Annotated in this window: 16 protein-coding genes; 10 read left to right on the forward strand and 6 right to left on the reverse strand. The window is 47.3% G+C overall.

The features are described from left to right. The first annotated feature begins 10 nt into the window (after positions 1–10). Positions 11–985 carry a PorP/SprF family type IX secretion system membrane protein gene (locus L0U89_RS00150; RefSeq protein ID WP_234859669.1) on the forward strand — a complete coding sequence of 325 codons (975 nt, stop codon included), beginning with the start codon at positions 11–13 and terminating at the stop codon, positions 983–985. Between the two features lie 2 nt (positions 986–987). After that, a complete protein-coding gene (locus L0U89_RS00155) occupies positions 988–3342 on the forward strand; it encodes an OmpA family protein (RefSeq protein ID WP_234859670.1) in 2355 nt (784 codons plus the stop codon). A gap of 246 nt (positions 3343–3588) precedes the next feature. Here L0U89_RS00155 and L0U89_RS00160 read toward each other — a convergent pair whose 3' ends face one another. Continuing rightward, the gene (locus L0U89_RS00160; RefSeq protein WP_234859671.1) at positions 3589–4869 is read right to left on the reverse strand and encodes a peptidoglycan DD-metalloendopeptidase family protein; all 1281 of its coding nucleotides are present in this window, start codon (positions 4867–4869) and stop codon (positions 3589–3591) included. 296 nt (positions 4870–5165) lie between these two features. Here L0U89_RS00160 and aspS point away from each other — a divergent pair, with 296 nt between their 5' ends. The 3 genes from aspS to L0U89_RS00175 all read left to right on the forward strand — a co-directional run bounded on the left by aspS (position 5166) and on the right by L0U89_RS00175 (position 10890). Then, entirely contained in the window at positions 5166–6923 is a 1758-nt protein-coding gene (gene aspS / locus L0U89_RS00165) for an aspartate--tRNA ligase (RefSeq protein WP_234859672.1), read from the forward strand. Between the two features lie 208 nt (positions 6924–7131). Further along, a complete protein-coding gene (locus L0U89_RS00170; protein ID WP_234859673.1) occupies positions 7132–10029 on the forward strand; it encodes an outer membrane beta-barrel protein in 2898 nt (965 codons plus the stop codon). A 327-nt stretch (positions 10030–10356) separates the two neighbouring features. After that, positions 10357–10890: a dihydrofolate reductase family protein gene (locus L0U89_RS00175; protein ID WP_234859674.1), complete on the forward strand. Its 534-nt coding sequence runs from the start codon at positions 10357–10359 to the stop codon at positions 10888–10890. Between the two features lie 117 nt (positions 10891–11007). Here the strand turns inward: L0U89_RS00175 and L0U89_RS00180 are convergent, their stop codons facing one another. The 4 genes from L0U89_RS00180 to L0U89_RS00195 form a co-directional block, all read right to left on the reverse strand. Further along, positions 11008–12333, reverse strand: coding sequence for a serine hydrolase domain-containing protein (locus tag L0U89_RS00180; RefSeq protein ID WP_234859675.1), 1326 nt, complete (start codon positions 12331–12333; stop codon positions 11008–11010). Between the two features lie 178 nt (positions 12334–12511). Further along, the gene (locus tag L0U89_RS00185) at positions 12512–13162 is read right to left on the reverse strand and encodes a hypothetical protein (protein ID WP_234859676.1); all 651 of its coding nucleotides are present in this window, start codon (positions 13160–13162) and stop codon (positions 12512–12514) included. Positions 13163–13252: 90 nt separating this feature from the next. Continuing rightward, complete coding sequence (locus L0U89_RS00190) at positions 13253–14050, reverse strand: hypothetical protein (protein ID WP_234859677.1); 798 nt, start codon at positions 14048–14050, stop codon at positions 13253–13255. 77 nt (positions 14051–14127) lie between these two features. After that, positions 14128–14667: a hypothetical protein gene (locus tag L0U89_RS00195; RefSeq protein ID WP_234859678.1), complete on the reverse strand. Its 540-nt coding sequence runs from the start codon at positions 14665–14667 to the stop codon at positions 14128–14130. A 379-nt stretch (positions 14668–15046) separates the two neighbouring features. Here L0U89_RS00195 and L0U89_RS00200 point away from each other — a divergent pair, with 379 nt between their 5' ends. After that, positions 15047–15598: a DUF2911 domain-containing protein gene (locus tag L0U89_RS00200; RefSeq protein WP_234859679.1), complete on the forward strand. Its 552-nt coding sequence runs from the start codon at positions 15047–15049 to the stop codon at positions 15596–15598. 224 nt (positions 15599–15822) lie between these two features. Further along, entirely contained in the window at positions 15823–17547 is a 1725-nt protein-coding gene (locus L0U89_RS00205) for an amidohydrolase (protein WP_234859680.1), read from the forward strand. A 79-nt stretch (positions 17548–17626) separates the two neighbouring features. On the opposite strand, the gene lysA is transcribed toward L0U89_RS00205, so the two are convergent. Further along, entirely contained in the window at positions 17627–18859 is a 1233-nt protein-coding gene (gene lysA, locus L0U89_RS00210) for a diaminopimelate decarboxylase (protein ID WP_234859681.1), read from the reverse strand. Positions 18860–19090: 231 nt separating this feature from the next. On the opposite strand from lysA, the gene L0U89_RS00215 reads away from it, so the two are divergent. Genes L0U89_RS00215 through L0U89_RS00225 form a run of 3 tightly spaced genes read left to right on the forward strand, consistent with a single transcriptional unit; the run spans position 19091 to position 22724 of the window. Next, complete coding sequence (locus tag L0U89_RS00215) at positions 19091–20800, forward strand: sensor histidine kinase (protein ID WP_234859682.1); 1710 nt, start codon at positions 19091–19093, stop codon at positions 20798–20800. After that, positions 20797–21489 carry a response regulator transcription factor gene (locus L0U89_RS00220; RefSeq protein WP_008624882.1) on the forward strand — a complete coding sequence of 231 codons (693 nt, stop codon included), beginning with the start codon at positions 20797–20799 and terminating at the stop codon, positions 21487–21489. The genes L0U89_RS00215 and L0U89_RS00220 overlap by 4 nt, the downstream gene beginning before the upstream one ends. Continuing rightward, positions 21486–22724 carry an exo-alpha-sialidase gene (locus tag L0U89_RS00225; protein ID WP_234859683.1) on the forward strand — a complete coding sequence of 413 codons (1239 nt, stop codon included), beginning with the start codon at positions 21486–21488 and terminating at the stop codon, positions 22722–22724. Before L0U89_RS00220 ends, L0U89_RS00225 begins: the two co-directional genes overlap by 4 nt. Positions 22725–23074 lie beyond the last annotated feature (350 nt).

The following is a 23074-nucleotide window of genomic DNA, read 5'->3' on the forward strand; positions in this document are numbered from 1 at the left end:
GATAGAGGGGATGAAAAAATCAGCAATTCACATTTACTTCAGCTTGGTTGTGGTGGCGATGACTGCCTTGTCAGCTTCTGCGCAACAATTGCCGCAATTCAGCCAGTATATCTTCAATGGATTGCACATCAACCCAGGATATGCGGGGTACAAAAACCAAGGCTACATACAAAGTACGTTCAGAAAGCAATGGATGAATTTCCCGGGTGCACCACAGACCTTTACGGTCACGGCGGACTTGAGTGCGAATGAGGGAATGATGGGTTTTGGGGCTTCGATCTTGACAGACCAATTGGGCCCGACGAGGACGACGACCGGACTTTTGACTTATTCCTATAGAATACAGACGGGTCACGATTCGTATCTGGCACTCGGTGCGAGTGCGGGGGTTTCGGAATACCAGCTCAACAGTGACAAAATGAATCCAATAGATGAGGGTGATATTTTGATTCCCGAAGGAATTACCAATATGTTTACCCCGAACATGAACATGGGTTTGTTTTTCCACAACAATCGGTTTTATGGTGGATTGAGTGCCTTTAATTTGATCGGCCGTAATACACTCGAGCGGGAGGATATAGCGCTTTCGATGCATGACTTCCATATTTTCTTGACAGCGGGCGGAATTTTCCCCATTACGGACGCAATTCAGATCAAGCCCTCATTTCTGATCAAGGAAGTAAAAGGATCACCAACAAATGTCGACCTGAACGGCATGGTGCTTTTTTCTGAACGAATCTGGGTCGGCGCATCCTACAGGACCAATATGCATGTCGGAAATGATGATTTGGAAAGCTCTTTGAGTAGAAGAAATGCGATCGCCTTTATTGTGGAGGTTTTTGCTACAGAGAGTCTGAGGGTGGGATATGCCTACGACCAAAACCTCAATGTACTCCAAAATGCTAGGAATAATTCCCATGAGTTTTCGGTAGGGTACTATCTAACGCCAAGGAAGGTGACAATGAAAAATCCAAGATGGTTTTAAGCATGAAAAAATACGTTCTGATTTTTTCACTTCTGTGTACTTGGATGGTTTCACCGGTCCTAGGCCAAAACCGCCTGCTCAAATATGCCGACAAGCAGCTTGGACTTGAAAATTACGCCCATGCGGCTGAGGTGTACACCCAGGCATATCAGAGAAAACCAAAATATACCACGGCCAAAAATGCGGCCCAGGCATATACAACGATTCAGGACTACAACAATTCTTTCGAATGGTGGGAAAAAACAGTGGCATTCGCTGAGGCCGAGCGGACCGATTATTCAGCCTACCTTCAAGCTGCTTTGAAGCTCGGCAAACTTTCCGAAGTTGAGGATATCTTGTCCAAATCTGGATTCACTGAGGCGGATTTCCCAGAGTTGGATTTTGATTTGATCAGAAAGCTCCAAGCAGGAACGGCAAGGGTGGCCTTGCTTCCCGTCGATGGAGTAAACTCTGATGGTTCCGATCAAGGGCTGAAATTGGATGAAAGCGGCACGAAGTATTTCTCAAGCGATCGGGGGACCATCACTCCGACCCAGAAAAAGGGCATACGATTAGATGCGAAGAGCAGCTTGCCAAGTGGGGATAAAAGTAACTTCAATGAGCGTCCTTTCTTCCAAATCTATCAACAACGTGAAAATGGTGAAGCAACAACCCTGCAATCAGACTTGGCCGATGCTGCCCATGTGGCTGACTTCGCGCCGATGCCGAGTAAGGGCTTGTTATTCTACACTGTACTAAGAGATGTCAGGAAGATCAAAAAGAAACGGGCATACACAATCCAACCGGAAATCTTTTTCGGAACATTTGGAGACAATGGACAGATTTCGGGAAGCAAGCCGTTTCCCTTCAACAACTTCACGGTACATGGGATACAAAATCCCTTTGTAGACGAGCAAGCAGGCAGAATTTATTTTGCTTCGGATATGGCGGGCGGTGTTGGTGGATTTGACTTATATTACGTAACTTTTGACCAAGACCTGAATTTTGGATCACCTGTCAATTTGGGTCTTGGCGTTAACACCCTGGAAGACGAAAGTCATCCATTTATTAAGGCAGGAAAACTTTACTTTTCCTCAAAAGGTCATCCGGGTGTGGGCGGAATGGATATTTTCAGTGCAGACCAGAGCGGGGGAGTATTTTCAGATGTCCAAAATTTGGGTGTTCCCTTCAATTCTACGCGTGATGATTTCGCTTTCTACGTTGCGTCGGATGGGAAAAGGTATTTGAGTTCAGATCGGGAAGGTGGTTTGGGTATGGATGATATCTATTTCATTCAGGACCTTTACAAAATTTTGTTGGCCAAAGTTTTGGATTGTGACGGGGTGATAGTTGCAGAGGATCTCGATGTTAGGTTAGGTCAGGCAAATACCCGACAAATTGTTGAAACCCGCAGAATGGGAAATGGTGAAATATCCGCGGACTTGGAGCCTGAGCAGGATTTTTGGCTTCAAATTTCCAAGCCCGGATTCTTTTCCATCCAGGATAGTTCTTTGACTACAATCGGACTTGAGGGTGATACGCTTCGGCGGGAGTACCGTTTGACGCGGATTCCTTATGGTTTACAGGTTTGGTCGGACATCGTGTATTACGATCTCGACAAATCTTACCTCAAAACTCAGGCGGAGGATATCTTGGAAAAATTGGCTGACCTGATGTTGAAGCATGATTTTCTGAGTTTGAAAGTGGGATCCCATACGGATGCACGTGCCACGGATGAGTACAACAAAAAATTAAGTGAAAAAAGGGCGAAGGCAGTCAGTGATTTCCTTTTAGCCAAGGGAATTGCACCTGAGCGAATAACGCTTGCTTGGTTTGGTGAAGAGCAGCCGGTGAATGATTGTGGGGATGGTAAGCCATGTCCGGAAAATCTGCACCAACAAAACCGTCGCAGCGAGCTGACTTTGGAGGCTTTCTCGGACAAGAACAAGCAGTACAGTTTGCCTAGTGGATTTGAGTTGGAAGATCCTTGTGATTTAAGCCCCTTGACGGATTTGTTGTCAAAGGAATTGATCACGGTTCCGAATATCTACTTCGATTTCGATAGGGCTGCGATCAGACCGCAGCACCAGACGGACTTGGATCGCGTTAGCTATGTCATGAAAACGAAGGAAAATCTGCAACTTTACCTGGCAGGTCACACGGACCAAAGGGGAAATGAAGCATACAATATGAAGTTGGCGGAAAGGCGTGCAAAAGCAGTGATGGACTATTTGGTCAGGCAGGGAGTGGATGCATCGAGACTGCAATATGAATGGTTTGGAAAGTCGAGACCGATACATGATTGTGGCACAAAAGCCTGTACCGAAGCCATGCATCAGGAAAACAGAAGGACGGAACTGATCCTAAAAGGAAACTAAAGATATGTAAGAGTTTATTTTTTCAACTTGCGAGATAGATAAGTAAAAATGGCCTCCTTCTGGGAGGTCCTTTTTTTATGTCCAAACGAAGATGAATCCAAGTAACAAGTCTGCATCAAAAAAGGATACGCCCAAGTTGGCGCTTGATTATACTATTTCACTGGAAAGGCCGCAGGCTTTGGCTATGGGGGAACAAAAAAAGCATCCCGTTTCCGAAATGCTTTCCTTTTGGTAATGTAAAAACGACTATTGAATCGTGTTCTTTGCCAACAGGGCCCCATCAGCTTTGGAATATGGGATTGCGGCGATTTGCTGCATTTTCTCCATCTTGACCTGGTCAAAAGCCAGACGGTTATCTTTTGAAATCGGATCAGAAGGTGGGATTTTTTCCTTCAACCAGTCCTCCTGCTTCCCATTTTTCCAGAAGCGGAAGCAAAGGTGTGGGCCTGTGGCTAAACCTGTACTGCCGACAAACCCTATTACCTGCCCTTGTTTCACACGAGCACCAGGTTTCATGCCTGAGGCAATTTTGGACATATGGAGGTATTGGGTAGTGTAGGTTCCGTTGTGTTTGATTTTCACAAAGTTTCCATTGGCGCTGGTATACCTTGCTTCGACTACTGTCCCATCTCCCACAGACCTGATTTCAGTTCCGGTCGGAGCAGCGTAGTCTGTACCCAAATGTGCTTTGTAGCGCTTTTGCACTGGATGGAACCGATTGAGGTTGTAGCGGGAACTGATGCGGGTGTACTTTAGAGGATCTCTAAGGAAGGCCTTCTTAAAGCTGTTCCCATTTTGGTCGAAAAACGACTTTTCTCCGTTTTGCTCGAAAGGAATCGCGTGAAATGGTTCGCCCATGTGCTCGAAGTAGGCAGTTTCGATATCACCGATGCCGATGACCTGACCTTCGACCACCTTCTCTGAGAACACCACCTTGAACTTGTCGCCTTTCTGAAGTCTTTGGAAATCTACTACCCAGCCGTATAGATCAGCAAACTGGTCAATCAAATCCGGGCTGATGCCCAATTCCGTCATGTTGACATAGAGATTGCTGGAGATTTCACCACCGAGCTCGACCTTTCTCCACTCCACCGGCCTTTCTTCTTTGTAAACTTCCCCCTCATCCAACTTGAAAACCACAAACTCTGCCGGATTTGGCTCATAGATGAAAAACTGCGCAAGCGAGCTGTCTTTGTCTGTAAGAATGGTGAATTTTTTGTTGAAGGCGATTTTCCTGACATCGAAAATATCTTTGGATTTTCGGGCAATCTCGTCGATGATTTGGTAGGGCACATTGAATGGAGCCAAAATGCTCGCGAGGGTCTGGTTTTTTCCGACCACGCCTTCTACTACGTCCAAACCCTTGACATTGATGCCGTATACCAACTCTTCCTGTTCGACGATTTCGGGGAGCGGTTGTTCGGAAACAATCTCTTGTTCAGAAGACTTTTTTGGGAAAATATAAACTGAAAATACCGCCGCTAGGGAGATCACTGAAGCTGTAAAAATCCAATTCTTTCTAGTCATAATCTGGGTGAAATGAGGTGTTTTTTTCAAAGGAATTCAATTCAAGCCCAAAATCCAAATAAAAATCAAATTTTACAAGGTAAAGAATTTGATATCAGCGTCTTGAAAAAGAGCAATTTTAAACAAGAAAAATTCAAGGGCAAATTTGATGAAACAAGTTGCAAAAATCTGCTTGGGAAATGCATAGACCTTGAAGTACAGCGGCAGAAAAATCTTTTCTCATTGTCAGGGGCATTTTAGAATAGTCCTTTCGCTTTGTTTATCTTTGTCCACTTCAAAAAATACGATTCAAAAACATGTTGAGGACACATACTTGCGGAGAGTTAAGGATTTCAGATGCCAATAAGGAAGTGACGCTTGCCGGTTGGGTGCAGAAGGTGCGAAATAAAGGAGGCCTGATTTGGGTCGACTTGAGGGACAGATACGGTGTTACCCAATTGATTTTGGAGGAAGGCTCTACCGATAAGCAGCTGTTGGATAAAGCGGCTTCGCTCGGCCGGGAATTTGTCATTCAGGCAAAAGGAAAAGTCGTAGAGCGCGCCGCCAAAAACGACAAAATGCCTACCGGCGACATCGAGATCCGTGTGTCGGCTATCGAAATCCTGAATCCTGCCAAGGTTCCTCCATTTATCATTGAAGATGAGACAGACGGCGGGGATGAGCTCCGCATGAAATACCGGTATTTGGATCTCAGAAGAAACGTGGTCCGTGAAAAGCTGCAACTTCGTCACCGCATGATGCAGGAGACGCGGAAGTATATGGATGGGCAAAACTTCATCGAAGTAGAGACTCCCGTCTTGATCAAATCAACACCCGAAGGTGCCCGGGATTTTGTCGTCCCCAGCCGTGTCAATCCAGGTGAATTTTACGCCCTACCCCAATCCCCACAGACTTTCAAGCAGCTGTTGATGGTAAGTGGTTTTGACCGTTACTTTCAGATCGTCAAATGTTTCCGTGACGAAGACCTGCGTGCGGATAGGCAGCCGGAGTTTACTCAGATTGACTGCGAGATGTCCTTTGTGACACAAGAGGATATCCTGAATACTTTCGAAGGCTTGGTAAGGCATTTGTTCAGAAATGTAAAGGGCATCGAGCTCGAGGAGGTAAAACGGATGACCTTCGCAGACGCGATGAAATTTTATGGCAACGACAAACCTGATTTGCGCTTTGATATGAAGTTCGCGGAACTCAATTCTGTGGCAAAAGGCAAAGGATTTTCCATTTTTGACCAAGCGGAACTGATCGTAGGCATTTGTGCCAAAGGTGCGTCCGATTATACCCGCAAGCAATTGGACGAATTGACCGAATGGGTCAAAAGACCGCAGATCGGCGCCAAAGGCTTGGTCTATGTCAAATTCAACACAGATGGATCGCTGAAGTCGACTGTTGACAAGTTTTACTCCCAAGAAGACCTGAAAGCATGGGCAGACGTAATGGGCGCAGAGCCAGGCGACCTGATGTTGGTGCTGAGTGGGGAAGAAAAAGCGACCCGCAAGCAAATGTCCGAACTCAGGCTGAAGATGGGCGAAGACCTCGGCCTGCGTGACAAGTCGGTGTACAAGCCACTTTGGGTGGTTGATTTTCCATTGTTGGAATGGGACGAGGAGACCAAGCGCTTCCATGCCATGCACCATCCATTTACCTCGCCAAAAAGGGAAGACATCCCGATGCTGGAGACTGACCCGGGCGCCGTTAGGGCCAACGCCTACGATATGGTCATCAACGGGGTCGAAATCGGCGGTGGCTCAATTAGGATTCACGATCGGGCCACGCAGCAGTTGATGTTCAAGCATCTCGGTTTCACGGACGAGGAAGCCCAAAAGCAGTTTGGTTTCCTGATGGAGGCTTTTGAATACGGAGCTCCACCGCACGGCGGGATTGCCTTCGGTTTCGATCGTTTATGCGCGATTTTTGGCGGTTCGGATTCCATAAGGGATTATATCGCTTTCCCTAAAAACAACTCGGGAAGGGACGTGATGATCGATTCCCCAAGCACTATTGCCGAGGAGCAATTGAAGGAATTGTCGATTCAAGTTGCGATAGCTACCAAGTAAAGGCTCAAACCACCAATCTTTCTTCCCCCTTTTCATCTCCAATCAGTGGCGCGAAAAGGGGGTTTACTTTTCTGTCTTAGGAGTGAAGGTTTATATCAAGTGCCATCACCATTTAACCTAGTTTTAGTCCACTCACAATAACTGTTAAAATTCCTTAAACTTTTTGGGAGCTGGCTATGTCTAAACATGGATTGAAAAACAAAGAACCATGAGAGTTTCTACCATTAAGTTATTTTTCTTGTTTTTGGCATTTTTCTATGCCGCTGATTTGCAGGCACAAAGAGGAGAGGGCAGACAGCAAAATATTCTATTGAAAGGAAAGGTGGTCGAGGGACCCAACCAGCAGCCGATGATTGGCGCGGTGGTGCAGGTCAAGACAGTCACCGACTCCCTGTTGGTTTCCGCAGTCACGGGTGCTGATGGAACCTTTGAGGTCAGCAGACCATTCATTCCTACCGTAGTTGTAGAGATCACTTTTCTAGGCTATCAGAAGATCAGCAAAACCCACAACCGAGGAAATCCGCTGGATTTGGGAACACTCCTTTTGGTGGAGGACACCAAGTTGCTTGGCGAAGTCGTCATCGAGGGTCAGGTGCCAGTAGGTGAAGTCAAGGGAGACACGACTTCATTCAATGCCAATGCCTTCAAAACCCGTGAAAATGCAGACGCTGAAGACTTGGTCAGAAAATTGCCGGGAGTAACGATCCAAAACGGCGAGATCCAGGCAAAAGGCGAACAGGTGCAACGTGTATTGGTTGATGGCAGGGAGTTCTTCGGAAGCGATCCGTTTATGGCCTTGAGAAATCTGCCTGCTGACGTGGTAGACAGGGTCGAGATTTTGGACCAAAGGTCCGACCAGTCTAGGCTTACGGGCTTTGATGACGGCAATTATTCCCGTACGATCAATATCGTCACCAGACCTGACAAAAACAGCGGGCAGTTTGGAAGGATTTATGGTGGATATGGTACTGACGATAGGTATTCGGCAGGGGGTAACTACAACATCTTCAAAGGTGCCAGACGTATTTCGATAATCGGGATGTTCAACAACATCAACCAGCAGAATTTCTCCAGCCAGGATTTGGTGGGAGTGAATGCAGGAGCTTCCGGTGGAAACCGGGGCCCAGGTGGCGGTGGACCCGGCGGAGGAGGGGGTCGTCCTGGAGGCCAAGGCTGGGGAGGAGGCAACAACAACTTCCTCGTAGGCCAAGACCAAGGTATCATCACCACGAGCGCTTTGGGTCTTAACTATAGCGACAAGATTGGGCAGAAAATGAATCTCACCGGTAGCTATTTTTTCAATTCGACCAGAAACAACTTGAATAAACTTACCAATCGGGAGATTATTCTTTCTGAGACCAACAGGCAGTACTACGAAGAGGACCTCATCAATACGGTCAAAAACAACAACCACCGTGTCAATGCCAGGATTGAATATGACATCACTCCGAAGCATGCCATTATTGTCACGCCGTCTTTGAATTTTCAAAGCAATTCAACTTTCATCGACCGGGCAGGATTTAACTTCAATGTGAATAGGGAACCCTTGAGTTCGACACTTTCGAGGTCTAATGCCACCACCGATGGCTACGCGCTTTCCAACAATTTTGTCTACAGGTACAAATTCGACAAACAAGGCCGGACACTTTCCACGACTGTATTCACATCTTGGAACAAAAGGGACCAACTTTCTGACCTGATCGCTGCAAATAGGGATTATATCCGCGACATCAACGACACGATCAATCAGGAGACATTCGGACTTTCTGACGGATTCAATTACCGGGCAACGCTTCAATTCACGGAAGCTTTGAGCGATAAATCGCTCCTTACGCTTTCCTATCAGGTCGGGAACAACAAAACCTCGGCTGACCAAAGGACATTCAGCTTAATGCCGGAGATGGGTATTATGGTCTTGGATACTGCTCTGAGCAACGTTTTTGACAACAAGTTTATCGTCCAAAGACCGAGTGCTGGTATCAGCTACCGCTTGAAGGATTGGAATTTCAATGCCAACCTAGATTACCAATATGCGGTCCAAAACAATGAGAGCTTTTTCCCCTTGGAGCGGACTTTTAACCAAAGCTTCAGTAATTTTCTTCCCGGACTCAACGCCAATTACCGGAATCAGGAGAAAGGAACTTCCTTCCGCTTGCGGTACAGGACCAACACCCAAGAGCCTAGCGTCAACCAGCTGCAGAATGTGATCAACAACCAAAACCCGCTGCAGTTGTCGGTCGGTAACCCAAACTTGGGGCAGTCATTTAGTCACAACGTGTTCACCAATTTCTCCAAAATCAACCTTGCCAAGTCTAAAACCTTCTTCACCTTCCTGTTTGCAAACTACAACCAGGACTTTATCGGTACCAGTACCTTTGTGGCGCAGAGTGATACGCTGATCAACGGGGAAGTCTTGTTGCGCTCGGGAGGACAAATCAGCAGGCCGGAAAACCTGCAGGGGAACTTCAGATCCAGGTTGTTTGTGACCTACGGTACGCCCATCAAAAAGCTGAAGTCACAGTTCAACCTCAATTCAAGTATCGCCTACAACAGGACGCCGGGTATTATCAACCTGCAGAAAAATTTCAACAACAACATCGACCTCAGCCAAGGAATCACGCTCACGAGCAATATCAGCAAGGATCTGGATTTCACGGTATCAACGACTGGTACTTACACCATCGTGAACAGTACCCTACAGCCGACCTTGGATCAAAACTACTATATCCAAAACTCCAATATCCGCTTGTACTACTCTCCCAACCAAGGGAAGCTATTTATCTCCAATATCGTTAACAACTCACTGTACAGTGGTCTTTCCGCAAACTTAGACCAATCTGTATGGCTTTGGAATATCGAGGCGGGCTACAGGTTTATGAAAGACCGTAAGGGCGAATTGAAGATGACGGTCTTTGATTTGCTCAACCAAAACAACGCCATCGGGAGGACAGTGACCGACGTGGCAATCGAGGATACATTTACAGTCGTGCTGCAGCGCTATGCCATGCTTACATTCACTTATAACATCGGCAACTTCAAGCCCCAAACCCAACAAGAAAACCAAGGGGGTATGCCTTGGCGCGGTGGCGGAGGAAGGACTTGGTAGGTCCCGAAAAAAGGCGTCAATTGACGCTTTTTTGCTTTTTGGCAGCCCTTCTATTTTCTTTTTTCGATTTTTGGAAATCGAGACTTGTGCAATCCTTGATCGCGGATTTCTGCGACAGCTTGATCTTGACAAAGTCGGCATCTGAGAAATGTTTGATAGATAGTGTTTGCGACACGAATACTGGAATAAAGATTAACTACATTGCCACCCAAAAAAGACTTACTTACGGAATTATGTAGACTGTTTTGCTTGCCATTTGATTGAAAACCTTCCATTTACATGGCAATTTTTCGGATCCTTTGTCCGCAATTTGCATTACCGAACACCATGCCCAAACTCATCCTCTATATCGCCATTTCTTTGGATGGGAAGATCGCCCGCAGTGATGGCGGGCTGGATTGGTTGGAAAACCATCCCAACCCAAACGGACTGGACTACGGCTACGCCGATTTTCTCGCGGGTATCGGGACCACGATCATGGGTAGAAGAACCTATGAGGAGATTCTTGGCTTTGGGATCGATTGGCCCTATATCGGCCTGCAGTCCTATGTCGCATCAAGCGACCCGGCCTATCGCTGCACGACGCCTGATACTTTTCCGATCCATTCGGATTTGGGGGAATTGGTGAAAAATCTCAAAACCACGGCTGATAAGGATATTTGGCTGATCGGTGGAGGGAATCTTGTCAGCCATTTTTTGGAACAGGACCTTTTGGACGAGCTCATTTTGACCATTATTCCGACAATTCTCGGGGAGGGGATACCGCTATTTCCTGGAAATCAAATAGAATCCAACTGGCAGCTGAAGGATGCCAAATCCTTTAAAACGGGAGTGGTCAACCTTCATTATGTAAAAGGATAAATCTAAGATGCGGCGAAGATCTGCGGTCTGTTTGCATGCCAGCGACCAAAGGAAACCAAGATGGCCTGAGGGGCAAAAAACTCCCATCAGGCCATTTCTTCGGGCGATCCCGTAGGGTTATTCCTTTTTTCGTTCGAAAACAAACTCACCCCCTGACTGCTTGAATATCATTTTGCCCTCATCTGGAACAAAATCCAAGACTAGGCCTATCAGGTCGAATTTGAAGGTGTGGCCTTCGACATACTCCAAGGCAAACATGTGCCCGCCTCCCTCGGCGACGAGTTCACCGTTTTGCACATTGATGTTGAATTGGAAGGGGAAATTTTCGTTGGCATAGGATCCCGTGAATTTCTTCAAGTCCTTCTCTTCCAATCTGGGAAACAAAGGCAAGGTGTAATCCAAGTCAAACAATATGCGCAGCGCACCCGTGACGATATCAAACATGGGATACAGCACCGCATTTCCCGTAAACGCGAGGGATGTTGCTTCCTCCGGGAAGTAAGTGCCGTAGGCTTGGAAGCCGTCGACCCTGCCGCCGTGGCCAATTCCCTTGTGCCCTTCGAAAACAAATTCCTGGAAACCCAGACTATGTCCGTCCCTGAATGTGCTGATGAGTGGCAGGTATGCCGCATCTACCAGTTGACCGCCAAAAAGCGCCTTGAAAAACAGGTTGATATCTTGGGAAGTAGAAGAGATTGCCCCTGCGCCAAGCGTGACGGAGCTATGGGTTTCCTGATCCAATTCCCAACCTAGCAGTTTCACATAGGAAAATGCTTCGTTTTTATTGGGATCGATTTTTTCACCAATGTAGGTATTCCTCATGTCGGCAGGCTGTAAAACGTACTTTTGGAGTAGTGTCGAATAGTCCATACCAGATACCTCCTCTGCGATGTAGGAGAGCAGTAGGAAATTGGTGTTGGAATATTCGAACCGCTCGTCCGGGGCAAAGTTGCTGGGCAGGGCTTGGATTCTTTCCAGCATTTCAGCTCTTGTCTGGGCGTTGTTTTTCCAAGCACCGTAGTCTGGAAGATCGGTGAAGTTGGGAATTCCACTGCGGTGTGCCAACAACTGTTCAACCGTGATTTGATCTGCATTGGCAACATTTGGGAAGTACTTCCCCAATTTGGTGTCCAAGGATACGCGATTTTCCGCAACTTGATTCAGAATAATTACGCCAGTAAACATTTTGGTCATCGATCCTATGCGGTATTTCGTCTCGCTATTTGGGCGAAGGCTGTCCTTCAGGCTGCGGAAACCATAATAATGAGAGTAGATTTCTTGTCCATTTTTGAAAATCGAAATCCCACCCATGCCTTTGCGATTGGACTCGATAAGCCCAAACAAACTATCCAGTTTTTCTCTCTGCGCTGGATTCAATTCCTGACCGATCGCCACTAGCTGTGCGGAAAACAGGAATAGAAGGAGGAATAATGTACTTTTCATGGTTGGTGGTAGTTGTGGATGTGAGGAATTATTTTGGAAACTCGGGAAAATACGGGCTTGGCGTCAAACCCAATGTAGGATGTGAATGATGAAAGGAAGTTTATGGTATCCGTCAGATTCAACCGCCGACGGATACCTGAAAGGGAAACATTGTTTTCAAGGGAGAAAAAATGTCCCCTCACTGCCTTTGGCCAGCCTTGATAGCTTGATTTGGCTTTGCGTTGAAGGCGTACTCCTGGACAAAAACAGCGTGTGACTCCCTATCTGCGAGGAGTTTCACCCAACCGTAGTGGTATTCGCCATCGACCCTAATGCTGACCCCGGCATAGAAGTCTTTGTCTGGAGCCCAAGGCCCGGACCATTGGTCAGGTTGGTTTTCGGTAACGATCCTTACCATCAGGGCACCTGTGAAGATACTCCACTTGGAGACCTCGGAGGCGGTTTCAGGGCCGATCGCAGTGCCAGATGATAAGGGAGTTATTTCTTCCTCCGACAGCATCACCCGTGCATCCCGATTGGACTGGATCTGGAAGTAGTTTCTTACCCCCCTGTCGAATCCAACAGACATTACATTGATCGAAAAGTCCTGGATTCCATCCTCGTTGAGATCGAGCAGATAAGCGTTCAGGTTCATCACCGGAAACGGTTCCTCCAGCACCTTGTGGTTGATTGATGAAGGAATTGGTTTCAAGTCATCATCCTGTTGGCACGAGAAAAATGCGCTGATAGAGATCACAATTGCGATCATCCATTTCATTCTGGCGGAAAACGCAAATCCCATTTTGGAAGTCGCATCATCCTTTTTGTGGTTTAAAGCAGTTGGTTTCATTTTTTGGCTAGTTTTGATGGATAGTCACGAGAATCTTCATTTCCAATGCCTTTATGGCGAGGTTGCGGTTTTGCCTGTTTTCCTAGCGATTTAGCCGATTACCTCCTGCAGCAGCAAAGCTGTGCAGATATTGGCCATCAGGAATCTTTCCTCCCGATCGAGACCTTGGGCCAGATAGACTTGACCCTTTTCGGCCAAGTTGACCGCGGCAAGCGGGCGACCTGTGGCGTCCCTGATCTCAAGTCCCATCGCGCCAAAAGGCATTTGGAGCGCTTGGCCATTTTTGCCAAGCACACTCGAAACCGGGAAAATCGTGTAGTAATCCCCATTGCTTCTTGAAATCGTGCCCGCACAATCCCGTGGCTGGCGCTGCACCCGATCGTTGTTGAGGATGAGTTGCCATGGCTCAGCAGCAGTAGGTGTGTAGATCTGGGCAAAAAACAGACTCGAGGAATTTCCCTTCTTGAGCTCCAGGAGGTCTATTCCCACGGAAAGAAGCCCGCGATCATCTCCAATAAGCAGGTTTGAAGCTTGGAACTTGGAAACACAGAACACCGAGGACCCCAAGTCAGCGCCATCGGAAAGGTCAAATCGGATCGTCTGTTTCCTGTCAATGTATTCTCGGCCGATGATGTTCAGGTATTCCCCCGTGCCATAGTTCCCAAAACCAATCCCGGAATACCCATTTGGGCCCTTGGTCCAAGACCGACGGACATCCAAGGTTTGGTATTCGCCGAAGGCAAGTTTCTGGTTGACTAGAATTCCCGTGCGCCCGCTTACGGCGAGCATATCGTGTCCTTCCCAATCCTCACCCTGCAGCGCAAGGTTCATGGGACTACAGGCTGCCAAAACGGCAATACAAATGCAAATGAAGAAATTGCGCTTCATGGTCTTCACATTAACAGTTCGTAAGTGATTGATTTTTAAATCCTCAGACTTTGGCTATTGACTGCGGAAACAGTGGATTAAAGCACGATTTCCACTTTTGCCCTCGGAAAGTCCCTGGGGACGATTTCGCTCTCTGCCGCTGCCCAAGTGGTATTGTTGCGATCAAAGTAGCGGGTGCTGTTGGAAAGGCGGAGCGCCTCATGGGCAGCTGCGATGCGCGAAATGTCTTTTTTGATGACCAAAGGGGCATCCGGTGCTGGGAATTCCCTGAGATGGCGGAGACTGAACACCGTGTCCCAAAGAATCGTGTTGCTGCCGTTGCGTAGATCCTCGATCGAAATCGTCAGATTGAGTTCAGCTTTTGCCTCGTCATATATGGATTCGTTGTATTCCTTGGCCTTGGCGATGCTGAATTCGATTCGGTGTTCCATTTTGTCGTTGGCTGGAGGTGCGACGTCTTCATCCGGACTGCAGGCCGATAGCAGCGTAAGCCCCATCAAGGGTAAAGCCAGGAAAAGTCGTCCAAAACGGCGTGCTCCTGCACTTGGCTTGGCGAATGATTCGATCCGGTCTGAAAAAGCACCGGCGTGATGTTGAGGTGAAACAGTTGGTTTCATGGTTTTGATTTGTTTAAGTTGGTTTAGTATCATCATGCCTTCGAAAGAAAGGACTTCAGCACACGTCCAAATTGCGCGCCCATATTTTTAAAGTATTGATTTTCAATACGTTATTTTTCATTTTAAATTGTAAGCGATGTACGAATTTGGACAATTGTGTTTCATGATTGGAAGATGTTGATAGATGTATCCAGGTTGCATCAGTCGGGGAAAATATTTTTGGGACAAGAACGACTTTCTCATTGGCTGTGAATCTATCTACCCGATGACGATTCCAATGTCCATCAAGCCGTTCGTATGGTCTCCACACTATAACTTGGTACGTTGTCACAACCGCTTTTAATTCGTACATTTCCCTACACTTCAAACACAAAACGTCATGTTGAAAAAGGTACTCATTGGACTTGGAATTTTGGTTGTGGCGCTTACAGCCTTGTTTTTTTATGCCAACCATCGCAACCGAACCCTAAGTCCTCCGGGCACAGCGGAATTGGACGTAGATGGATTGCAAATCGCTGTCAGCTACAGCCGTCCTTCGGTCAGGGGTCGGGTGATTTTTGGTACCGAGGAAGAAGAAGCGCTGCAACCTTATGGGAGCTATTGGCGCTTGGGTGCCAATGAGTCTACCGAGATTACCTTTAGCAAAGATGTGACTTTCAATGGTGTACCACTAAAGGCTGGTACCTACAGCATGTATGCGATTCCCGGCGCAGAATCTTTCAAAGTCGGCTTGAATTCCGCATTGGGAAACTGGGGTGCTTGGGAGCCCGACTACAGCAAGGATGTCCTGGTGACGGAAGTCCCCGTTGCCCGGCCAGTGGTTCCCGTGGAGCAGTTTACCACCCGCATCGAAGCTGGACCTGATGGAGGTGCGCTGCTGTATTTTGAATGGAGCAACGTGCAGCTGGTTATCCCAATCGGCGCTAGTTGAGTGTCAAAAACAGTTGCTTACCAAGTTTTTCAAAAACGAGATCTGTTTCCGTGCAGCGTGGATGGGTTGGGATATGTTTTTTTGGAGTATTTGAAAAAGGTGCTCTTCTGGAAGTAATTTTAGAATACTGTTGAAACATTGGGAAGCGGCATTTGCGCTTCGGAGTGGGTTGAATTTGAGTTTTTTTCGCGTAAAGTTTAGCTAGACATTAATTGGCAAATGATATGAAAAATGGCTTAATCAATTTTTTGGCGGTGGTTTCGATGGCAATCGCCGGCTGCAGCAGCCCTTCAGGAACGGAAGGTGAATCAAACATGGCAGATGCAATCTACTTCGGAGGGGACATCCTGACGATGGAAGGAGATACTGCTTCCTATACGGAGGCCATGGCGGTTCGGGATGGTAAAATTATTTTCCTCGGGGAAATGTCGAAGGCAATGGAAATGAAAGGTGACAGTACCGAGATGAAGGATCTGGGCGGGAAAACCTTGCTTCCAGGCTTTTTGGATGCCCACAGCCATTACATCAATTCTCTCTCGATCGCCAACCAGTTGAATCTGTATCCGCCACCCGCAGGACCAGGAAAGGATGTTGAGACAATCATTGAACAACTCAAACGTTTCAAATCGGAGAATAATATTCCTGATGGAGAATTGATCCAAGCCTATGGCTACGACGACTCCGTGATGCCGGAGGGACGCCTGCTGAATAGGGATGACCTGGATCGGGCCTTGCCCAACAATCCGGTGCTGGTCAACCATGTATCCATGCATGGGGGTGTGCTGAATTCGCTTGCTATGGAAAATTGGGGAATCAGCGCAAAAACGGAAACCGCTCCAGGTGGCGTAATCGTACGCAAACCGGGAACAAACGAGCCCTATGGTTTGATCATGGAAACCGCGTTCCTGCCGATTTTCGGGGCGCTTCCTTCTCCAAATGAGTCTCAAGAAATCGAATGGACCATTGCCGCACAGAAGATGTACGCGGCTAACGGCATCACTACCGCACACGATGGTGCGACGCATTTGAAAGACATACGGGTGATATCGCGCGTAACGAAAGCGGATAAAAACATCATCGATGTCATTGTATATCCATTTATCACTGAACTGGACTCGATACTTGCCGAATTCCCGGTCAGTAGCTGGGGAAGCTATTCGAATAAACTCAAAATCGGCGGCGTCAAAGTTACCATTGACGGCTCTCCGCAAGGTCGCACGGCCGCGTTCACTACCCGCTACCTTAAAGGTGGTCCTGCAGGCGAAAAAGATTGGCTTGGCAAGCTGACTTTTCCACAGAAGTTCATCAATGATTTTGTGAAGAAAGTCTATGATCTTGACGTTCCTCTCAACCTGCATGCCAACGGCGACGGTGCGATCGATGCATTCCTAAGGGCACATGAGACAGTGGCAGCGGGAGATCTTACCAAAGACCGGCATATCACGCTCATTCATGGTCAGTTTGCACGCAAGGACCAACTCCCCAAATTTGTGGAATACAAGATCACACCCTCCTTTTACACCTTGCATACCTATTATTTCGCGGATGCACACATTGAAAACCGGGGCTTGGAACAGGCGAGTTACATCAGTCCCATGCGTGACGCTATTGACGCAGGACTGAAGCCGACCAACCATACTGATTTTGTGGTGGCACCGTTGGACCAGATGTTTATGCTTTGGTCTGCGGTGAACAGGGTGTCCCGAAGTGGTGAGGTCATTGGCGCTGGACAAAGGATCAGCCCCTATGAAGCGCTGCAAGCGATGACGATCAATGTCGCCCGCCAGTATCAAGAGGAGGATGCAAAGGGAAGTCTAGCCGTAGGCAAACGCGCCGATTTGGTCATTTTGGACAAAAACCCACTCAAAGTAGCACCCGATTCCATCAAGGATATCCTCATTTTGGAAACGCTCAAAGAAGGCAAAACCATCTTCCAACGGACAGAATAAACAGGATCAAACGGTAAGAATCTGGTCGAATTTGCTTGGAACTCCCGAGTTAAACCTGACGAATTGAAATCGAAGTCACTCAAATCCCCACATCGATCTGGTGCCTCAGGATATCATCGAAGGTTTCACGGTCGCGGATAAGACGGGCCTTGCCATCGAGTATCAATACTTCCGCCGGTCTGAGCCTTGAATTGTAATTGGAGGACATGGTAAAGCCATAGGCGCCCGCGTTTTTGATGGCGAGGATGTCCCCTTCTTCGACTTCCTTCAGTCTACGATCAGCGGCAATGGTATCCGTCTCGCAAATATATCCGACGATCGTGTACACATGCTCAGGGCCTTCGGTTTTGGAGACGTTGACGACACTGTGGTAGGCATCGTACATCATCGGGCGAATCAGGTGGTTGAGACCGGAGTCCACGCCTACAAAAGTGGAAGCTGGTGTGGATTTCACCACATTGGCGCGGACAAGGAGATAACCGCTTTCAGACACGAGGAACTTGCCCGGCTCGAACCAAATCTCCAATTCCCTGCCATACTGTCGACAAAAATCCTTGAATGCCGCTGAGACTTTTTCCCCCACGTCCAATATGTCGGTGGCGATATCGCCGGGTTTGTAAGCCACTTTGAATCCACCTCCAAAGTCCAAAAACTTGAGGTCCTTGAAATCCATCGCGGCTTCAAACAGAATTTCAGCACCCTTCAGAAACACCTCCGCGTCCAGGATATCCGAACCCGTGTGAACGTGGAGGCCTGTCACCTGAATGCCATAGGCTTCGACCACTTTGTGCACACTTTTGAGTTGCAGGATCGAAATCCCAAACTTGCTGTCGATATGTCCTACGGAGATTTTGGCGTTGCCTCCGGCCAAAATGTGGGGATTCAGGCGAATGCAGACGGGCACCTGCCCACCGTAGTAGGCGCCAAACTGCTCCAACATCGGAATGTTGTCGATATTGATCATCACGCCGAAGTCAACTGCCTGCTGGATTTCGGCAAAGGAAACCATATTGGGCGTGTACATGATTTCATGAGGTTGGAAACCAACATGGAGGCAAAGCTTTACTTCCTCGATCGATACGGCGTCGGCGCCAGTGCCTGCTTTTTTGAGCAGCTTGAGGATGTTGATGTTGGAAAGCGCTTTCGTGGCGAACTTGATACGTAAGCTGACACTTGAAAAAGCCTGCTGCAAAAGGGAGACCTTTTGAAGGATTTTTTCCCCATCATATACATACAAAGGAGTGCCATAAGTTGCTGCCAAATCTGTCAGGGCTATTCCCTGAATCCTGTATTGCTCGTGCTGAATTTCCATCTGATCGAAGATTGAGCGGCAAAGATAGGAAATGGTGGCGAAACAGACGCGAGAAGGGAGATTTGAGATTTGAGACCGGGAAATAGTACAAATTATGATGTACCAAGAAACAGTCCACCGCGATATCAGGTCTTGTGTATTGATTCTTGTGTCTCAAATCTCCTGTCTATACTGCCGTTAAAAATTGTTAACCCAACGGGCGGCCTTTTGAATAAGCCGTAAATTTGACCCATGTCAAGCACCCAAATGAAATTGATTATCCTATTGATGTCCATAGCCAGCATTGGCTTATTGGGCTTTCAGTACTATTGGGTGCGCAATGCGCTTCGGATCAATGAGGAGCGCTTTGAGCAAATGGTCTACCAATCCATGGCCAATACCGTGGCGCAGTTGGAAAAGGGAGAAACGAGCGATATTTTTTTGAGCTATTTGGCTACAGATACCCTTTTGCAACAGTCTTTGTTCCAAAGGATCGAACCCATCGTGGTTCAGGTAAGGCAGCGGCCCGCCAATCCAAGAAGGCCTTCGATTCGGGATTCTCTCCTGCAGCAGCAAATCCCCCAAGTTAGCCAACGATTTAGAAGGCTGATAGAGGCAAGGGGCATCGATGTGAGTGTTCTCAACGACTTGGACAACTTCTTTACCAACCTGACCCCGGAGGTGGCTTCGTCGATGTTTACTCCGGACGAAATGGAAATTCTACTTCAAGAGCGCGAGCGGCAGCTCCAATACCTCAGTCAGGCCGAGGGTAGCTTCAGGAGTAGGTATGGGTTTTTCTCTCCTGACATCATAGAGGAATACAATATCCCAAGGGATGCACTGGAGAAAATCCGAAATGCCAATATCAAAATCGAGCTGATGAATCGGGCTTGGGAGGAAATGTTGGAAGGACAGCGGGACATTCTTTCTCGGATGGACACAGGAGTTGTGCGAAAGTTGCTGCAAAATAACCTCAAGGAGAGAGGCATTGTCCAGGATTTTGATTTGGGAGTATTGAGCGATGAAGGACAGATCATACCGATCACGCAGACTGATTTTCCTGAGAAACTGCTGAGTGAAGGTGTACAGGCACGGCTTTTTCCTGGGGATATTTTGGGCAAAGAAAACTTCCTGATGGTACATTTCCCCAATAAAAACGCATTCATCCTCCGCCAAATTTGGCTTCCGGTTTTGAGTTCGCTGTTTTTTATCGGGATTGTGATTTTTTGCTTTGTCTATGCGATCAAAGTCATCATTCGTCAGAAGAATCTCTCGGATATCAAAAACGACTTCATCAACAACATGACGCATGAGTTTAAGACGCCGATTGCAACGGTCAGCCTGGCAGTGGAGGCCCTTCAGGATCCCGATCTGATGAATCAAGAGGCGTTTCGAAAAAGGTATATTTCCGTCATCAAGGATGAGAACAAGCGCTTGGGTTCGCAGGTAGAAAAGGTCCTCCAAGCTGCTACCTTGGATAAAAAGGAATTCAAGCTCAAATTGGAGGAGATAAACTTAGAGGAAATCTTGGACGGGGCCCGCAGGCAGTTTGAATTACAGGTCGAAAACAAGGGTGGGGAAATCACCTTCGAGAGTGAATTGGGATACCCCTTGATTAGGGCTGATGCTTTCCATTTGAGCCATATTTTCAATAATCTTCTTGACAACGCCAATAAGTATTGTAAAGAAAAACCTGTGATCCGCATCAAGGCTTGGGAAGAGGGGGAGCATGCATTTATATCTATTCAAGACAACGGCATCGGTATGAACAAAGATGCCCAAAGAAAGATTTTCGACAAATTTTACCGCGTTCCTACCGGAAACCTACACGATGTGAAGGGATTTGGCTTGGGACTTTCCTATGTAAAAACCATGCTGGAAGCCCACAAGGGTGAAATCAACGTACAGTCCGAACCCGGAAAAGGAAGTATATTTACCATCAAACTCCCCAAAAACTTATGAGCAAAGCAAAACTTTTGGTAGTAGAGGATGATCCCAATTTGGGCGATATCCTGCAGGAATACCTCATCATGAAAGGCTACGAAAGTACGCTCTGCCGGGACGGGGAAGAAGGCTGGGCAAAATTCAAGAAGGACAAGTACGATATGGCCATCCTAGATATTATGATGCCGAAAAAGGATGGATTCACCCTCGGAAAGGAAATCAAGAAGGTGCAGGAAGACCTGCCCATCATCTACCTCACTGCCAAAAACCTCAAAGAAGACATCATCGAGGGTCTCAAAATCGGTGCTGATGACTATATCACTAAGCCATTCAGCATGGAGGAGTTGCTGCTACGCATCGCTGCGATTTTGAAACGCACCCAAAAGTCTGAAGAAGTACAAGCGCTGAAGATTTACAAGTTTGGGTCCTTTGAACTACACTATGACGAGCAGTTTATCAAAGGTCCAAGCGGCGACCATAAATTGACTTCCAAGGAAAATGAATTGATTCGTTTGTTGGCTTCCGAGATCAACAAGCTCGTTAACCGCAGCCATGCTTTGAAGCAGATTTGGGGAGATGATTCTTATTTCAATGCCCGAAGCATGGACGTGTACCTCAGCAAAATCCGCAAAATCCTCAAAGACGACCCGAAGGTACAGATCATCACGGTACACGGTGAAGGCTTCAAAATGGTTGTTTCGGAATGAAAACCAAGGGGAAACGACAGTTTACATTCCAAGTGTTTTGTGTGTTGGTCTCCTGCACAATGCTTTCCTGCAAGGAGAGAGTAAAGAAGAACCTGCCAAGCTTGTCGGAGCCCCGGGAAATAGTCGCCCTTGGAAAGCATATCGAGGAACCCTATCTTTTCACCTCGCCCTCAGGTGAGGTCTTTTTGTCTTGGATCGAAAAGTCCGATAGCCTAAGCACACTTTTTTATGCAAAATGGGAGGAGAATAATTGGACTGGTCCTCAACTGATCGCATCTGGCAAGGATTGGTTTGTGAATTGGGCGGATTATCCCCAAATGGAGATGCTGTCCGATGGCACGCTCGTAGCGGTATTTCTACAGAAAAGTGGTCCCGGGACATTTTCCTATGACGTAATGCTCACATTCTCCAAGGATGGCCGCGAATGGACTGAACCAACCGTTCTGCACGATGATGGCACCCTAACCGAACATGGGTTCGTTTCGATGATTCCTTGGGAAAATGACCTTTTGATCGCATGGCTGGACGGACGAAATACAGGCGGCACAGACCATACCGCGGACACCCACGACCATGGCCACCATGGCCAAATGACTTTGCGCGCCGCTCGGTTGGATTCCAATGGCAACAAACTGGCCGAGTGGGAACTCGACGACCGGGTCTGCGATTGTTGCCAGACAAGTGTGGCAATGGGCTCTGAGGGTCCGATGGTCATATTCCGGGATCGATCGGAAAGCGAGGTCAGGGATATCGGAATCGTCCGATGGACTGGGGAAGCTTGGACGCAGACGATGCCCGTCCATGCGGATTTTTGGGAAATCGCAGCCTGTCCGGTCAATGGGCCGAGAATTGATTCGAGATCGGGGCTAACGGCGGTGGCCTGGTACACAGGTGCCCAGGATAAGCCCAGGGTTCAACTCGTTTTTTCAAATAATGGGGGGAAGGATTTTGGAAAGCCGATTCCCGTGGATTTGGGGAAAACAATCGGGAGGGTAGCTATAGCGCTGGATGACAAAGGCAAAGCTTGGGTTGCATGGATGGAAGAAGGCGCCATCTACCTACGCTGGGTCGGTCAAGATGGCAAAAAAGGTGACCCGATGCTGGTCTCTGTGAGTTCTGGTAAGCGTGGCAGTGGTTTTCCCCAACTTACAGCTATGGCCGAGGGCTTGATGCTTGCTTGGACTGATGATGGGGAATGGAGAAAGATCAAATCTAAATCCGTAGCTTGGGATTGATAGAAATCGTTTTTTTCACTTGGATTTCCTCAATTTTTTCTTTTGAATTAACTGATTAGGGGGCAACCTTTGACTTCATTGGGTAGATGCTGGCTGCATAGCGGTTTTGCCTATTTTTTATTCTTACCCATAGAAAAGAGATGTTTTCATTCCAGATCAGTTAAAAAAATGAGATTTTTTTTTGTTCAATTCATTATTGGAAAAAAACTACATCAGGGGCAATCATTTAATTTTTCTAATAAAAATAGCAAAAAAGCAATATGATGATATAAAATTCGTTTTTTGGTGATTTGACAATTAAAGTATACTGCAAACATTTTAAAAATCTTGAAGTTATTTTGTTTACACAG

Origin of the sequence: Mariniradius sediminis (assembly GCF_021491425.1) — a bacterium.
Classification (GTDB): Bacteria; Bacteroidota; Bacteroidia; order Cytophagales; family Cyclobacteriaceae; genus Mariniradius; species Mariniradius saccharolyticus.

Coding starts and splice junctions, on each gene's coding strand:
- L0U89_RS00150 (WP_234859669.1), top strand. CDS start 11: ATGAAAAAATCAGCAATTCACATTTACTTCAGCTTGGTTGTGGTGGCG.
- L0U89_RS00220 (WP_008624882.1), top strand. CDS start 20,797: ATGAGCAAAGCAAAACTTTTGGTAGTAGAGGATGATCCCAATTTGGGC.
- L0U89_RS00185 (WP_234859676.1), bottom strand. CDS start 13,162: ATGAAACCAACTGCTTTAAACCACAAAAAGGATGATGCGACTTCCAAA.
- L0U89_RS00155 (WP_234859670.1), top strand. CDS start 988: ATGAAAAAATACGTTCTGATTTTTTCACTTCTGTGTACTTGGATGGTT.
- L0U89_RS00200 (WP_234859679.1), top strand. CDS start 15,047: ATGTTGAAAAAGGTACTCATTGGACTTGGAATTTTGGTTGTGGCGCTT.
- L0U89_RS00190 (WP_234859677.1), bottom strand. CDS start 14,050: ATGAAGCGCAATTTCTTCATTTGCATTTGTATTGCCGTTTTGGCAGCC.
- L0U89_RS00175 (WP_234859674.1), top strand. CDS start 10,357: ATGCCCAAACTCATCCTCTATATCGCCATTTCTTTGGATGGGAAGATC.
- L0U89_RS00225 (WP_234859683.1), top strand. CDS start 21,486: ATGAAAACCAAGGGGAAACGACAGTTTACATTCCAAGTGTTTTGTGTG.
- lysA (WP_234859681.1), bottom strand. CDS start 18,859: ATGGAAATTCAGCACGAGCAATACAGGATTCAGGGAATAGCCCTGACA.
- L0U89_RS00180 (WP_234859675.1), bottom strand. CDS start 12,333: ATGAAAAGTACATTATTCCTCCTTCTATTCCTGTTTTCCGCACAGCTA.
- L0U89_RS00195 (WP_234859678.1), bottom strand. CDS start 14,667: ATGAAACCAACTGTTTCACCTCAACATCACGCCGGTGCTTTTTCAGAC.
- L0U89_RS00205 (WP_234859680.1), top strand. CDS start 15,823: ATGAAAAATGGCTTAATCAATTTTTTGGCGGTGGTTTCGATGGCAATC.
- L0U89_RS00215 (WP_234859682.1), top strand. CDS start 19,091: ATGTCAAGCACCCAAATGAAATTGATTATCCTATTGATGTCCATAGCC.
- L0U89_RS00160 (WP_234859671.1), bottom strand. CDS start 4,869: ATGACTAGAAAGAATTGGATTTTTACAGCTTCAGTGATCTCCCTAGCG.
- aspS (WP_234859672.1), top strand. CDS start 5,166: ATGTTGAGGACACATACTTGCGGAGAGTTAAGGATTTCAGATGCCAAT.
- L0U89_RS00170 (WP_234859673.1), top strand. CDS start 7,132: ATGAGAGTTTCTACCATTAAGTTATTTTTCTTGTTTTTGGCATTTTTC.